This window comes from Lysobacter sp. KACC 24251 (genome assembly GCF_057747755.1).
In genome coordinates, this window is sequence record NZ_CM173222.1 from 1,455,572 (window position 1) to 1,471,924 (window position 16,353).

Here is a 16,353-nt window from a genome sequence, read left to right on the forward strand (position 1 = left end):
TGGGTGTGGCGGGGGTGGAGTGTCGTGCTGGCGCTGGCACTGGTCGCGGACTCATGGGCACTGGCGACAGCGAGTACTGCCGGTCGGTCGTGGGCTGATCCCCGCGCCCTGGGGCTGATGGCCGGAGGTCTCGTGCTTCTGTGCTGGTGGAGGCCTCGTGCGCGTTGCGGAATGATTGCAGGCATCGCGCTCGTGCTGGCGGCCTTGGGTCTCCAGCTACTAACGGGGGAAGCCCGCCCCATGGGCGTTCCCGAGAGTTTCGTCCTGGCGCTCGCGTGCGCACTGGCGATGGCGAGCGAAACACGCAAGGACGACCTGCTGGCTGCAGCAGGGCGGCACGTGGCCGGGTCGGCACTTGTGCTGCTCACCGTGCTCTGGCTGGCGCATAGAACCCTGCAGGACGCCACCGGGCGCGAGCAGGTATGGGCGCTGGGCTGGAGTTGGGCGGTCGCGGCCTCGGGTGCGGGGCTGCGGGCGCTGTGGTCGGTAGGCAGCTATCCCCGCGATAGGCGACCGGCGCTGCTGGCCGGGGCGGCCGTGGCGGGCCTGGGGCTGGTAACCAGCCTGGCGTGGATGAGTGGCGCCGTGGCATGGTTGAAGCTGCCAACGGTCCCGGTGGTCACGCATAGCGGCACGGGTGTGGCGTTGTTGGGCCTGGGGCTCGCCGTGTGGTGCGCCGGCCTTGGCCTGCGGTGGTGGGCGACGGCCTGCGCGGTTCCCGCTCTCCTGCTGCCGGCCCTCAATTTCCTCGCTGACCTGCAGGGGCGGACTACCCATCAGCACTGGCTGCCGATCTCCGCAAGCCTGCCGTCCCAACCGCCCCCGTTGCTCGCGCCCAATATCGCCATTTCGCTCACTCTGGCGGTCATCGGCTTGATGGCCGTACTTCATCTTCGCAGCCGCGATTGGCGTGAAGTGATCGCTTGGGGTATCGGCTTCGTGCTGGTAGTGCTGGCGACCCTGGTGCTGTTTGGCTACGCCCTCGGCGTGGAAGACGCGACCAACTGGGGCAGTTTCGTGCCGATGGCTCCGCTGACCGCGCTGGGCCTGGCGCTGGTCGGGATCGGCGTGGCCTTTGCCGGTGTGGACCCCCGCCACCTGACCGCGTTCCGAATCACATGGCTCCCGGTGCTGATAGCCGGTTCAACCGTCGTGGTCACCAGCATGGTGTGGCTGACCGTACGGCAGGAGCAGCAGGACACCGCCGAGACGATGGCCAGTCGGATCCTGGGTGGCGTGGAGCAGCGCATCGAAGCCGAGCGGACCGAGATGCAGCGCGCCCTGATCCGCATGGCCCAGCGCTTGAGCCTGGAAGCGCCCTCAGCCCAGCGCGATCCGCTATTCCGGCACGACGCGCAACTGTACCTGTTGGACATGCCGGCGCTGGCGGCCGTGGCACTCGCGTCGCCAGGTGGCGCGCAGACCATGGAGGCCCGGAATGAAACGTCACGGCGGGGGATGTTGGCACTCCTGCGGCAGGAGTCCGTGCGCAGGGCGGTGACGCAAGCGCAGGAAGGGACGCGCATGGCCGACGTGCCGGTCGTGCTCCCCGACGGAAAACCGGGGGCGGTCTGGGTGATGCCCCTGCTGCGGCCGGGCCCTGGGCAACAGGAAGTAATGCTGGCTGCCGTAGAGTTGGGGCCATTGGTGCGTGACGCCCTGGCGGGGGTGGTTCCCAACGCTTCGGTGGTCGTCCGTCCGTGGAACAGCACCATCGAATTGCATTCGAGTGGGGTCCGACAGGGACCGCCGACCCTGCAAGGAGGCTATCCCGCGGGGCGCCCCCTGCTGGCGATCGACGTCTGGCCCGCGCCGGATGCCGCTCGTCCCCGATTGCCCATTGTGCTGCTGCTTATCAGCATCCTGTCCGGCGGCCTCCTGGCGGTGTCGCTGCGCTATTCCGCGCTCGCGCGTCAACGTGCGGAGTACGCCGAACAAGTGCAGCACTGGCTTGCCCGCGAAGTCGACGTCCGTGTCGAGCATCAGTCCTCGCTCGTATCCGCGTTGGAGAAGATCCGCCAGAGTGAACAGCGCTTCCACGGTCTGGCCATGGCCGTGGCGGATGCACTGTGGGATTGGAACCTCGCCGATGACTCCCTGTGGTGGAGTGACGGAGTGACCACATTGTTTGGCCATGATCCCGCCGATCTGGGCGCGGGAATTGACGGGTGGATGCGCTACATCCATCCCGATGACCTGGATCGTGTCGTGGGCTCCATCCGCGCGGCGCAACTGGGTGACGCGACCTCATGGGCGGCCGAATACCGCTTTGCGAGGCGCGACGGCACTTGGGCCTACGTGCTTGACCGGGGACACGTTATCCGTGACGACGCGGGTAAAGCCGTGCGCATGGTCGGCGGCATGACCGACCTGACGCCCAGTCGCGAGATCCATGCGGCCATGACGCGAGAGCGCGAGTTCCTGGCGGCCATGCTGGAAAGTCTCACCGAGGGCGTGGTCGCCTGTGACGCGGAAGGCAACCTTTCCCACTACACGCAGGTCATGCAGCGCTTGCACGGCGTGGGCCAGTTGCCAGTCCCCAGCGAGGAGTGGGCCCAGACATACGGCCTGTGCAATCCGGTCGATGGCCGAGTGCTCGCCCCTGACCGGGTACCCTTGGCCCGTGCCCTGGCGGGGGAGAAAGTGCGGGACGTGGAGATGCTCATCCGCCCGCCGAACGGGCCCACGCGCCTGGTGCAATGCAACGGCCAAGCGGTGATTTCGCCTGACGGGCAAAAGCTCGGCGCGGTGGTCACCATGCGCGACATCACCGTCCAACGCCAGTTGCAGATGGACCGCGAGCAACTGAGCAGCGAGCGCGGTGTCCTGCTGGATTCGATGAGCGAAGGTCTCCTGGGCGTCGACAGTCTGGGTCGTTGCGCCTTCTCCAATCGCGCCGCCGGGGAACTCATTTCGCGGGCGCCGGACTCGATGATTGGACATGAGGTCCACCGTCTCCTGCATGGCGCGGGTTGTGCGCACGAGGAAGCAGGCATGGCCGGACCGTGCCCACTGCGCCACTTGGATCAGGCACTGTCGGCGCCCATCCGCGCCGATACGCGGATCCTCAGGGAGGACGGATCTCCGCTTCCCGTGGCCGTGTCGATCAGTGCCGCGCCCGGGCAAGCGGGACTGGCCATGGTCATCACATTCACTGACATCTCGCAGCGGCTTCGCGAAGAACGGGTGGATGCGGGTAAACGCGAGGTGCTGGCGATGATCGCTGAGCGCCGTCCCGTCGAAGAATCGCTGGACCTGCTCGTCACGATCTTCGAAGAGTCCTTTCCCGCCACCATCGCGGCGATCGCGGTGTTGGACTCGGAAAGCTATCGATTGCGACTGGCCGCACCGGGATCGCTTCCTGCGGAGTACGCCCAGGCCCATGCGTCCCTGGAAATTGGGGCGCACCACGGGTCCTGCGGCACGGCCGCCTACCGTGGCCAGCGGGTGACGGTGGCGGACATCGAGCACGACCCCTTGTGGGATCACGATCGCGCCAGCGCGATGAGCGTTGGCCTCAAGGCGTGCTGGTGCACGCCCATTCGTTCCTCCACGGGCGAGGTGTTGGCCACCTACGCGGTCTTCTACCGGGAGACAGGCGAACCCACCCGGGCCGAACTCGCGTTGGTCGACGATCTGGCGGCCCTGGCCGGCGTGGCACTGGAGCAGACCGCGGCCTATCGTCGCCTGGCCACCAGTGAGGAACGCTTCCGCTCCCTGTTCCAGGAGCACCCGGACGCGGTGTATGCCTTCAATGCCCACGGCCGGTTCGTCGCCGTGAACCGGGGCTTTGAGTCCATGCTGGGCGTGGAAGCGCGGGCGGTGATCAACCATCACTTTGAAGAGCTCGTCGCACCGCAGGACCGCGAGCGGACACGGCGCTACTTCGAGCAAGCCCTCGCGGGTAAAGCGGTCACCTACGAGTCGACCGGACTTCGCAGCAATGGCAGTCGCTTCGAGGTTCGCGTGACCAATTTCCCGACAATGTCCGAAGGCAAGATCGTGGGCGTGTTCGGGGTGGCACATGACATCTCGGCGCTGCGAGCGCATGAGCGAAGCCTGGCCAAGGCGCTGGCCCAGGCCAAGGACATGGGCAGTCAACTGCGGAGGCTGAGCCAGGCAGGGGTGCGCATCAACAGCGTCGCCGGGGGGGAGGTGTTGTGCCAGACCCTGGCGGATCTCATGCGATTCACCCTGGATGCGGCGCACGTCAACATTGCGGTCCTGGACCCGAAGGGTGAGGCCGGGGTACGAACGGCACAATCGCCCCCGGATCCTGTCGACCAGGATGCCGACGAGGGAGCGGTCGCCGGTGGGGGCATCTCGTTCGAACTCACTGCAACCGATGGCGGGCCATTAGGGCAAATGACAGTGGCGTTACCTGAAGGCCGCGAGCTGGAGGAGAGCAGCCGGCTGGTCGCGGAGCAGCTTGTACAGATGGCATCGGCCGCTATCGAACGGATGATGCTCATCAACCGGTTGACCGAGCGCGACCGGTTCTTCGAGATGTCCAAGGAGATCTTCGTGGTGTTCGACCCCACCCTGGGGCGATTCCACCAAGTCAATCCGACCTTCTGCGAGGTCACCGGCCACGACCAGAAGACACTGTGTAGCCGACCGTTCCAGGAGTTCCTGCATCCAGCGGACCGGAGCGCGGCGTATGAGCGGGTCGCCTTGCTCGACGGTCACCAGGGTGTTCGCAACTTCTCCAATCGATACCTGCGTCGCAACGGTGGCATCGCATGGATCGAGTGGACCACCGTGCCCGGTGCCGATGGAATGATCTATGGCGTCGGCCGTGATGTCACGGAGCGCACCCGCGCACAGATGGCGTTGCAGCAGTCCCTCGCGGACCTGGCGACGCGCAACCGGGAGTTGCAGGATTTCGCCTTCGTGGCATCGCACGACCTGCAGGAGCCCCTTCGCAAGATCCGCTCCTTTACCGATCGCCTCATCCGGCGCCATGCCGATGCCTTGGACGAGCAGGCGCGCGACTACCTGGACCGCTCTGGCAAGGCCGCTGCCCGCATGCAATTGTTGATCGAGAACCTGCTGGCGTATTCGCGGGTGACCTCGCAGGGCAAGCCCTTCCAGAACGTGCCGCTCGGACGGGTGATGGCTGGGGTGCTCGAGGACCTTGAGGCCACGATCGAGAATGCCAATGCCGTCGTCGAAGCCGGCGACCTGCCAACGGTTCCAGGCGACGCCAGTCAGTTGGGGCAGGTGCTGCAAAACCTCGTGGCGAATGCGCTCAAGTTCCGCGCACCTGATCGGCCGCCGCAGGTGGCGGTATCGGCCGCACCCGAGCCGGGTGAAGACGGCACGCCGGGGTGGCATCTGCGCGTGCAGGACAATGGCATCGGGTTCGAGGACAAGTATGGCGAGCGGATCTTCGCGCCCTTCCAGCGGCTGCATGGCCGCCACGAATTCGAGGGCACGGGCATCGGCTTGGCGATTGTCCGCAAGATTGTCGAACGCCACCGTGGCCGGACGTGGGCTACCGGCGTGCCAGGGGAGGGTGCGTGCTTCCACGTCTGGCTGCCGGCAGGCGTGGACGACGGTGACGAGTGGTCGCCGGCCTAGGCCAAAAACGGTTGCCCGCGCGTCTCCACTCGGGCATCGTGGCACAAGCCACTCCCAGCTGAGTGAGCACCCAGGTCGCAGGAGAGGCAAATACACATGGACCGCATGAAGTCAGTGATCATCGCGATCGCCGAGGACGATCCGGACGACCGGATGATGATCCAGGACGCACTACGTGATTGCCACATCTCCAACCCCGTGGACTTCCTGGAGGACGGCGAAGCGCTGATGCGCTATCTGCGTCGTGAGCACGAATATGCCGCGCTCAAAGGCACCGAGTTGCCTGGGCTGATCCTGCTGGATCTCAACATGCCGCGCAAGGATGGCCGGGAGGCCTTGGGGGAGATCAAGTCGGACCCGGAACTGCGTCACCTGCCGGTAGTCGTGATGACGACCTCCCGATCTCCCGACGACGTCGCCGTGACCTACGATATCGGTGCCAACTCCTACGTCGCCAAGCCGATCCTGTATGAGGAACTGCTCGAGGTGCTGCAAACCCTGGGCAGGTACTGGCTCGAGGTGGTGGACTTGCCGTCCAGTAATAATTCCTGATCGATCCGGGGCGCTGCCGGTGCGGTGGAGTCCTGTTCCGCCGTGATCGCCTTGTGCGTCGCGGCGACTGGGCTCCGGCCGATCCTGCGAGGGAGGATGCAGGTTAAACTCCTCGTTGGCATAGGGTGGGTTCATTCCAGGGAGTCCCGATGAAGGTCTTGGTCACTGGTACTGCCGGTTTCATCGGCTCGCATGTGGCGCAGGTGCTACTCGCCCGCGGCGAAGAGGTGATCGGTTTCGACAACCTCAATGACTACTACGATGTGAGCCTGAAGCAGTCACGCCTGGCGCGGCTGATGGACAAGCCCGATTACACCCACGTGACGGCCGACCTGGCCGACCGCGCTGCCGTTGAGGGTGTCTTTGCCGAGCACAGGCCCCGCCGTGTCATCAATCTGGCTGCCCAGGCCGGCGTCCGCTATGCGGCCGAGAACCCGCACGTATACGTGTCCAGCAACGTCACTGGCTTCCTTCATATCCTGGAGGGCTGTCGGCAGCACGACGTGGAACATCTGGTGTATGCCTCCACCAGCTCGGTGTATGGCGCGAACACCAGGATGCCCTTCTCCGAGCACGATTCGGCCGAGCACCCGTTGACGCTGTATGCAGCCACCAAGAAGGCCAACGAGCAGATGGCGCACAGCTATGCGCACCTCTATGGCATACCGAGCACAGGCTTGCGTTTCTTCACCGTGTACGGGCCTTGGGGTCGCCCGGACATGGCACTGTTCCTGTTCACCAAGGCCATAATGGAAGGCCAGCCGATCCGCGTGTTCAACCACGGGCGCCACAAGCGTAGTTTTACCTACGTGGATGACATCGTGGAAGGCGTTGTCCGCTCGTTGTACACCATTCCAACGAGGGATCCGGCCTGGCGTGGAGACGCCCCGGATCCTGCAACCAGTGGCGTGGCGCCGTACCGGATTTACAACATTGGCAATGAACAGCCCGTCGAGCTGTTGCGCTATATCCAGGTGTTGGAAGAGTGTTTGGGGCGCAAGGCCATCATGGAGCTGTTGCCGCTGCAGCCTGGCGATGTCCCAGACACCGAGGCTGATGTGTCCGATCTCATTGCCAACGTCGGCTACCGGCCGCTGGTGGCGGTGGAGCAGGGGGTCGCCAATTTCGTGGAGTGGTACCGCGAGTACTACAAGGTCTGAGCAGAAAGGCCGCCTGGAGCCCCCGCATGCGTTGGGGTCAAGCACAAGGGTTGGCATTATCGACCGGTACCGGGCGCGCCGGCGGGTGTGCCTGCCGGCGGCACGCGTTGACGACAGGAGAAGGGGATGCGGTTTTCGAGGGATGTGGAGCGCGCCCAGATCGCGATCGTGGGGCTGGGCTACGTAGGTCTCCCTTTGGCAGTCGAGTTTGGAAAGCAGTTCGACACGCTGGGGCATGACATCAACGCGGCCCGGGTGGCTGAACTCCGCCAGGGGAGCGACAGCACGTTGGAAGTGGGCGGCGAGGAGCTTCGCCAGGCGACGCGGCTGCGCTTCACCACCCAGCTCGAAGAACTCCGCCAGTGCAACACCTATATCGTCACCGTCCCCACGCCGATTGACCAGGCGAAGCGGCCGGATCTGAAGCCCCTGGAGGCGGCCAGTCGAGCCGTTGCCCAGGTCGTCCAGGCGGGTGACGTCGTGATCTACGAAAGCACCGTGTACCCCGGCTGCACGGAGGAAGTCTGCGTGCCCCTCCTGGAGCAGGGTTCGGGTTTGAGGTTTAACGAGGATTTCTTCTGCGGGTACAGCCCGGAGCGCATCAACCCGGGCGACCGGGAACATCGGGTCAGCACGATCCGGAAAGTGACCTCCGGCTCCACGCCTGAAGTAGCGGATTACGTGGATGCCCTGTACCGCAGCATCGTCACGGCGGGAACCCACAAGGCCTCGAGCATCAAGGTGGCGGAGGCCGCGAAGGTGATCGAGAACACCCAGCGCGACCTCAACATTGCGTTGGTCAATGACCTCGCGATCCTGTTCAACAAGTTGGGGATCGATACCCTGGACGTGCTGGAGGCGGCGGGCACCAAATGGAACTTCCTGCCGTTCCGGCCTGGTCTGGTTGGCGGACATTGCATCGGGGTGGACCCTTACTACCTGACCCACAAGGCACAGGAAGTGGGACACCATCCCGACGTGATCCTGGCGGGCCGACGCACCAACGACAGCATGGGCGGCTACGTGGCGGGGCAGGTGATCAAGCTGATGGTCCGCAAGGGCATCAACCCGGTGCATTCGCGGATACTTATCCTGGGGCTCGCGTTCAAGGAAAACTGCCCCGACCTTCGCAACACGCGCGTGGTGGACATCGTTGACGCACTGCGCGACTACAGCGCGCAGGTGGACGTGCACGATCCGTGGGTGAGCAGCGCGGAGGCCATGCACGAGTATCGCCTGGCGCCGATCGCCAGTCCGCAACCGGGCCAATATGACGCGGTCATCGTTGCCGTGGGCCACAACCAGTTCCGCGAGCTGGGTTACGAGGGCATTCGTGCGTTCGGCAAGCCGGAGGCCAGCGTGGTCTTTGACGTCAAGTATGTGCTGCCCAAGGAACTGGTAGATGGGCGGCTGTGACAGCAGCCGGAATTGATCAACGAGGAGCCCCGCGCTTGGGCGGCGCAGGCCTTCTGGCGGTGCAAGCGCGAGGAGTGGAGGAGCGCTGACCCACGCTCGGGGTGGCCCCCGGCCATTCCGCGGCCATTCCGCGGCCACCCCTCGGGTTGTCACGCCACCTGGTCGTAGGTTGCGTCACAATTGCGCTCCCTTTCAACGGACTTGGAACCAATGGCCGGCGCCAGCCTGTTTACCCTGCTTGACGACATCGCCAGCGTGCTGGATGACGTGTCCATCCTCACCAAGTTGGCGGCCAAGAAGACCGCTGGCGTGCTGGGCGACGACCTGGCGCTCAATGCGCAGCAGGTGACAGGGGTGAAGGCCAACCGGGAATTGCCGGTGGTCTGGAGCGTGGCCAAGGGCTCGGCGATCAACAAGGCCATCCTGGTGCCGGCGGCGCTGGCCATCAGTGCGTGGCTGCCGTGGGCGGTGACGCCGCTGATGATGATCGGTGGCGCCTTCCTGTGCTACGAGGGCGTGGAAAAGCTGGCGCACCGCTTCCTCCATTCGAAGCAGGAGGACGAGCAGCACCATGCCGAGCATCTGCAGCATCTGGCCGACCCAACCGTGGACGTGGCCGCGCTTGAGCGCGACAAGGTCAAGGGGGCCATCCGCACGGACTTCATCCTGTCGGCGGAGATCATCGTGCTGTCGCTGGGCGTGGTGTCGGGCCAGCCTTTCATGCAACAGGTCATGGTGCTGGTGGCCATTGCCGCGGCGATGACGGTGGGCGTTTATGGGCTGGTCGCGGGCATCGTGAAGCTGGATGACCTGGGCCTGTGGCTCACGCAGAAGGGCCGGGCGCTTGCCGCCGTGGGGCGTGGCATCCTGACTGCCGCGCCGTGGTTGATGAAGGCGCTGTCGGTGGCGGGTACGGCCGCCATGTTCCTGGTAGGCGGCGGCATCCTGGTCCACTCCATCCCGGCGCTGCACCACGCGGTGGAGGGCATCGCGCCGGAAGGCTGGGTGGGGGCGATCGTGACGGCGCTGGCCAACGCCGGGGTGGGCATCCTCGCCGGCGCTGTCGTGCTGGCGGGCGTGACCCTGTTCCACAAGCTGCGCGGCAAGCCCGCAGCGGCGCACTGACGTGCGGGCTTAGGGACTTGGCCTGCGCGGCGGCTATACCCGTACCGCCCGGCTGGCACACCAGCCGGGCGGCCGCGAACGCCGCGGTTAGCGGCGCGGAACCAACCGGACGTTGCGCGATTCACCGTTGAGCTGGTCGATCTCGGCCACCTTCAGCGTCCCGGGATCGGCCAGGTTGGCCAGCGTCAGCCGTTGGCCACGCCCGTTGGGCACGGTGAAGCCCGAGCGTACGGGCTTGCCCCCCACGGTGCCTTCCACCCGTACCTGCAGGTCAGCGGGAGTGTCGGCGGCAATCACATCGATCGTGCCCAGTCCCGGTTGTGCATTGATGCGCACCGCGTCCGAGGACGACGCGGGCAGGCCTTCAATGGTGATATTGAGCTGGTCTTTGCCCGGCCCCAGACGGGTGCTCACTGTGGCGTCGTAACGGCGCTCGTGGTCAGAGCGGATGCTGATCTCATTGTCGCGCGCCGACATTCGCCGATAGCCGATGTTCACCTGCTCGCGCATCGCGACATCGCCGCGGATGCGCACGGCCATCATCCCGTGTTTGTAATACCCGTCCAGTTTTCCGTTGCGGAGCCCGCGCACGGTGGCGTTAACGACGTCCAGGTCAGTAGGACGGCCTGCGCCCAACGCGCCTACGCCATGGCGGCGCATCGCTTCCATCAGGCGGCTGCCGGCCAGCGCGTCGGCCGGGATATCGGCCGCGGGCCGGGTGGTGGTGGAGTGGGGCAACGGAATGCGGTGGCGCAGTCCGCGCGGAATCCGCACGTCGCCCCCCGGGGTAGTCGGGTGGGGAGCTGACGGCCGCGTGGCGTCAAGCACGTGGGGCAGGCGGCCCAGGTCGGCCAACACCTCCGGACGTGGACGGAAGGCGCGCGGGGTTGCGCGGCCCAGGTATAGACGTCCCGGAATCGCGCCAGCCCCCGAGAAGCCCCTTGCCGGCACGAGCTTGCCCGCCAGCGCTTCGCGCGACGTTGCCTTGCCGCCGTCGAGGTTGTTGCCGGACTCGTCGACCAGTGCCTCCACGTCCGTATCCTGCGCGAACAGGAGCACGGTGCCGCTCAGCAACAGCATGACAGCGTCCCACACAGGCGTGCGCTGGGTATGGTTGAGCACGCTCCACGGCATGTAATGGAGTCGGCCCCCCGACCAGGCGCCACCCTGGTAGATGCGGCTGCCATCGCTGGAGCCGTCGTACCGGAACGTGTTGTTGGTGGGGTTGATGGACAGCACGCGTTCCTGGTTTGGGAAGTTGGAGTCCAGCAATGTCATCCGCCATTCCGTGGCACGCCGCTCCCAGGCGACAGGCAGGACGCAGTGCGGTGCGCCGCTGAAATCATAGTTCTGCGCGATGCACGCCACCGGGTTCTCGCCGCGGTTGAACGCGTCCCACGAGGCTTGGAACACGCCCTTGGGGTCGTGGGTGTTGCCTGATAGGAATTGGCCGACGAACCACCAGATCGCATCGGCGCCCAACTGGTAGATGTGCTTGACGTTGATATCGTCTTCCACCGGGACCCAATCGGCGTAGTTGCGCATCGGCAGGCCCAGGCGCGAGCGACCTTTCCAGGTATAGACGGTTTCGAGCGACATGCCGAAGCAATTCCCCCCCGACGCCGCACCCTTGACCACCGCCTGGTAGTAGAGCTCCTTCAGGCCGGAGTCGATGAGGCCGAAGTCGAATTCGAAGTCCGGGTCAACGTCGGAAAACGCCGCTGCGTATTCGCGCGGCGAGACTTCCGGGGTACCCCGGTTCTGCACGCCGAACGTGTCCAATGGCATGTCAGGCGTCTGGACCGCCTTGACCGACCAATCCAGGCGATTGACCCACGGGCCGAAATTGCTGGCCGTGAACAGGCCATTGTTGGGGCGCTGGCCCCACGCGTTGGCGATGTTGAGCTGGCTGGTCAGTGTGCCGAGGCGATCGTCGCCGCCGGCGAACAGGTTGCCGTCATCGGACTCCCAAACCTCCACCCGCACGTCCACGCGCAAGTCGGCGCTGTTGGGGACCACCCGGTGCGGAACGGTGAGGTTGAGTTGGACCACGTTGGCCGAAGCGTAGTGCTTCGGACCCTCGGGAAACTTGCGGTCGAACACGCGGCCGCCGTTGACGTCCAGGCACACCCGGCAGTACAGGTCGTTCTGTCCGTCCAGGTCGAGGATGTCTCGGTCCTCCTCCTTGGTATCCAGCCGACCCAGTGCCACGTTGAAGGGGCGGCACACGTAGAGGGGACCGTTGAACCATAGGATGCTGCCGTTCTGGAACGCGTTGTAGCGTGCTCCCGCCTCGCTGGGGATGTCGTTTTCGTCGGTGGTGGGGAAACCCAGGTGCCCGAGCGGGCCGCCTTCCATGCCCAGGTACCGGTCGCGAATGGCCCCGTAGACGATGCTTGCTGGTGTCTGCGGTGACCAGTAGATGCTGCAGTTGTCGAACTCGCTCAGCTTGCCGACCACCGTGGTGCCACGCTTGACATCGCTTTCGTGGCTGCGGGGGAATCCCCAGCGGCCCGGTCCACCGGTTGCGTCGTACTTGGCCAGGATGGCACCGTGCACCTCGAAGGCCTTGGGTGCGCCCGCGCGATGGTACATGCGGCCCCGCTGGAACTGCTGCACCTGGCCACCCGGGATGGACTGGGCGGGCGCGGAGGGCAGCCCGATCTTCCCCACGTCGGCGCCCAACAGGTCGTAATCGAGGTGGAAGCGCTCCAACAACGGGACGGCACCCGTGTCCGCTGACCAGTGGATGCTGCCGCGCTCGAACACACTTCGGCGACTGCCGGGAATGCGCCACGGCAATTCGTCGGAGACCAGCGCGCCCAGCTTGCGGCGGAGCACTTCATCGCTGCGCCACTTGGCGAGGATGGCGCCATGCATGAGGAAGGCGACGCCGTGGGTTTCACGGTACGAGAGCACGCCCAGCGCAAAGGGCTGCAGCCACGCGCCCGTTGCCGGGTCAAAATAGAAGTCCGCAGTGCGCGGCCCGAGGTTATGCGTGGGACGGACTTCATTTTCCTTTCGCGTCAGGTGCCACTCCGGCGACCCCCGTTCCACGTCGAGTTTGGCGTCCAGTGCGGCCGGGATCCCGTGGTGGATGTGGACGGCAGCCACCTCGCCCGGCAACGGCCACCGGGAGCCATCCACCCAAGCGCCGACGTGCAGCGTGTCGCCCGAACCTGCGTGCAGCCCGCCTGCCGGAAACGCGGTGACGGCCACTACCTCGTCGTCGACCATCAGCGCGAGCGTGTCGGCGTCGTAAACCAGCAAGGCGGTGTACCAGATGCCCACGCGCAGGTCAGCGCGGTTCCAGGTGGCTGCGCCGGCCCAGCCCGCTGCCCCGTTATGCACCGAAGCTGCGAGGTTGAAGCGATCGCCGGCGTTGCCGGGTTCGACGAACATCGCGAAGGGCAGCGCGGTGCATTCAACCAAGTTCCCTCGCCCCGCCACGGGGTCGGTGACGCGGAACACGATCTGGACCGCGAATCGGCTCGGATCGAACAGGCCAGGAGAGACGGTGGCGCGTCCCTGCGCTCCGGGACCGAACCGGAGGGCATGGTTGAGTTGGCCCAAGGCGGTGGCGCCCGGCCCGGCGGCTGGCTGCGTACCGGTGAAGCTCGCCGGCAGGGAACCGTCAGGGTTGCTGGCCCCGGTGGGGGTGAAGGTCCATTCAATGATTGGGTGAGTCATGTCGTTCCTCGACAAGTGCTGGGTTCACTGCGGACTGTCATGCGCACGAACGGCTGCAGTGTTGGCCGTCCATGGCTCCCCTGTTTGGTAGAACGCGTACCTGGTGTCAGCAACGGCCCGCGCGTGCGCCCCCTCGCGCCGGGGGCACTCGCGTGGACTCATGCGCTGGCCTTGATGAAAGCGCTGACTGCTTCGCGGATGGCGGCATCGTTGTCCAACGCACCATGGCTCGTGGCCCGGGCTGCAGGGGTGTTGGGCGCCCAGGCACCACCCGGCGTGGGCAGTTGCCGCACCATGCTGCCCCACGCATGCGTGGGCAGGGCTGGCACCAGGTGCTTCTCCATGCCGAGCAATGGCGTTTCCTCGTGGTCCTCGAAGGATCGCGCCACCAGGTACAGCAGCGACTTGCCGTACGGCTTGCACGTGGGATCACCGCGCTCGGCCGCATCGGTGAGGTTGGAAACCAGCACGGGAATTCGACGCTGCGCGATGTAACCGCCCAATTGCTGATCAAACACGTCCAGCCGTACCGCGGGCGCCAGCAGACTGATCGATCGGACGTCCAGCCCTTGTCGCAGGGCGCGTCCGCCCAGCCACGCGTGGACGATCGAACCGGCGGAATGTCCGACCAGGTGCAGGCGCATCCGGGGCAGGTTGGCCTGCAGGTCCTTGCGCTTGAGCCACTCGAACAGCTGCGCGACCCCGGCATTCTTCGCGCCCGACAGCGCGTCGGCATTCTGTTTCATCTCGCCCCAGAGCTTGCCGCCCGGCAATCGGGCCAAGCCCTCCAGGCGCTCGTCGCGCCATTCCTCGAAACGCTTGCGGAAGCGGTTCCACCGTTCGCCGCCGGTCTTCTCCGCTTCGCCCTTTACCGCGTCCTCGAAGATATTGGACAGGGTACTGAACGCGTCCGTTTCCCACATCAGGAAGACCGGGAACACGCGTTCGGTGTACAGGTGCGGGATCCAGGCGCGTGCCGTCGCGGCTGCGGCGTCCTCGCCGGTCAGGCCGCCGTGGGCGTATAGGGCGATATCCACCGTATCGGTCTTTCTCAGGCCCCAGGCGCGGCATGCTTCGGGCAGGTGGTGCTCCAGCAGCAGGCGCAGGTCGTCGGGGCCCGTGCGGAATCGGCCGCGTCGACTGAGCTGACCTTCGTTCTCCATGTTGATGACGAAGGGGGCGATCTCGTGGTCCGCCAGCGTGGTGTTGTTCGACACCACGGCGGCACCGGTGCGGGCGTCCAGGCGCAGAGAGGTGGCCCCGGCCACCGCCTCGTGCTCGACGGTGACCACACCCAGCTGCACCACCCAGCAGTCCATGGCGTTCTCGATCCAGTCCTCGTAGGTCAGCACGGCAAAGCCGCCGCGCCCCCATTCGCCGCCCCACGAGTTCTGGATGATGAATCCCTCCGGGGTATAGCCCACGATGGCGAACGCGTGGCCCTGCTCCTGCGAGCCGGTGGCATGCTTGATCGTCGGCACCTCGTCCGCGCTGGTGGGCGCGGGCAGCGTCATCTGCTGGAGCTGGGCGTCCCAGCCCTTGTGGGTGAAGGCGCTGGCATACACTGCCCCGGCCTCGCTGAGCGCGATGTGGATGTCGCGGATGTCCTCCGGGTCTATGCGGTAGTAGGCGCCCAGCGGGCGCTTCACCGCGTCCAGCCACCAGTCATCCAGCGAGCCGGGCTTGGGGCGCGGCATCGGCTCGCGTGGCCACAAGCGCTCGCAACTTGCGCCATGACGTGACCACCCCTTGAGTGCGCCCCGCAACGAAGAGCCGCTGTCGTCTTCCTCGTCGTCCTCCGCCCATTCGTCGTAGCGGCGCGCCATGTTGTAGAGCATGTGCCCCGAAATCACCTGGACGGGTCGCCGTCCGCGATCAAGCAGGTATTCGATGACCGTCGCGAGCGCAAACCCGGTGCACGCATTGGTCTCGCCCTGTTGCTTGGTGGGGTTGGGGTCCAGCGGCAGCATCACGTCCACAGGCGCCACCGCAATGCTGGGCCGGTACTCCCAATCGCGCAGGTCGACGGGGTCGGGGCGGACGTTGCGGCGCTTGGGCAGGCGGCGACGCAGCGTGCCCAATGGTGCAAATTGGCTGCGGCCGGGAGGCAGTGCACGCAGGCTGGGCGCCGCACCCAGGAGAGGGCGGCTTTTAGTGCGCGCCCTGGTTCCGCCAGCGTCCTGGGCTTCCGCAGTGAGCTGCGCGTAAGCGGCGGCCAGACGGGCCTCATAGTGGTGGATGGCATGCCCCGGGCCGTTGTAGGCCGCGGCGAATGTCCGCCAGTCGTGCTTGCGCAGCGCGGACAGGAACGGCGGACGCGCGACCAGGCGGGCAAACGCGGAAACCTGTTCGTCCGCGCTCGCATGCTGCGCGGCGACAAAGGCCTCGACCGTGTCTTGCCCGCAGTAGGGGTAGTTGAAGCCCATGACCTGGAAAAGGCCCCAGCCGGCGGATTGCAGCGCCGCTGCGCGGTCGAGCTGGCTGGCCTCATCCAGACGTTTCCATTCACCCGCCTGGTCGCGCGCGTACTTGCGCGGGTCCCATTCGGCGTGGCTCAGGTGCGGGTGGCTGGCATCGAACTGGCCGCCGGTCAGGCGGTGAAAGGCGTGGCCTTCAAACAGGATCTTGGGCTTGTTGGCCCGGCCACTCATGAAGCCATGCCCCGCGGTTTCCACGCGCGCAATGGCCTTGAGAACGTTCTCCTCGACTTCCAGCGCCTTGGCCAGGTCGGTCCAGGCCAGATCAGAAACATCCTTGTTCATCTGAACTCTCCATGGGGTCGTTCATGGTGGAGCTAGAGCGTGGCACGCCTGCGTCTCGCAGACTG

General features: G+C 66.0%; 7 protein-coding genes. 5 read left to right on the top strand and 2 right to left on the bottom strand.

The window, feature by feature from the left end; translation table 11 throughout:
* Positions 1-240: 240 nt before the first annotated feature.
* The 5 genes from AC3ARF_RS06920 to AC3ARF_RS06940 all read left to right on the top strand — a co-directional run bounded on the left by AC3ARF_RS06920 (position 241) and on the right by AC3ARF_RS06940 (position 9,836).
* Complete coding sequence (locus AC3ARF_RS06920; RefSeq protein ID WP_498931522.1) at positions 241-5,583, top strand: PAS domain S-box protein; 5,343 nt, start codon at positions 241-243, stop codon at positions 5,581-5,583.
* 96 nt (positions 5,584-5,679) lie between these two features.
* Positions 5,680-6,135, top strand: a complete 456-nt coding sequence (locus tag AC3ARF_RS06925) for a response regulator (RefSeq protein WP_498931524.1) — start codon at positions 5,680-5,682, stop codon at positions 6,133-6,135.
* A 149-nt stretch (positions 6,136-6,284) separates the two neighbouring features.
* A complete protein-coding gene (locus tag AC3ARF_RS06930; RefSeq protein WP_498931526.1) occupies positions 6,285-7,295 on the top strand; it encodes an NAD-dependent epimerase in 1,011 nt (336 codons plus the stop codon).
* 126 nt (positions 7,296-7,421) lie between these two features.
* Positions 7,422-8,711: a Vi polysaccharide biosynthesis UDP-N-acetylglucosamine C-6 dehydrogenase TviB gene (gene tviB, locus AC3ARF_RS06935; RefSeq protein ID WP_498931528.1), complete on the top strand. Its 1,290-nt coding sequence runs from the start codon at positions 7,422-7,424 to the stop codon at positions 8,709-8,711.
* Positions 8,712-8,921: 210 nt separating this feature from the next.
* Complete coding sequence (locus AC3ARF_RS06940; RefSeq protein WP_498931530.1) at positions 8,922-9,836, top strand: DUF808 domain-containing protein; 915 nt, start codon at positions 8,922-8,924, stop codon at positions 9,834-9,836.
* Between the two features lie 87 nt (positions 9,837-9,923).
* Here the strand turns inward: AC3ARF_RS06940 and AC3ARF_RS06945 are convergent, their stop codons facing one another.
* Positions 9,924-13,526, bottom strand: a complete 3,603-nt coding sequence (locus AC3ARF_RS06945) for an LGFP repeat-containing protein (RefSeq protein ID WP_498931532.1) — start codon at positions 13,524-13,526, stop codon at positions 9,924-9,926.
* A 158-nt stretch (positions 13,527-13,684) separates the two neighbouring features.
* Positions 13,685-16,288, bottom strand: coding sequence for an N-acetylmuramidase domain-containing protein (locus AC3ARF_RS06950; RefSeq protein WP_498931534.1), 2,604 nt, complete (start codon positions 16,286-16,288; stop codon positions 13,685-13,687).
* Positions 16,289-16,353: the final 65 nt, after the last annotated feature.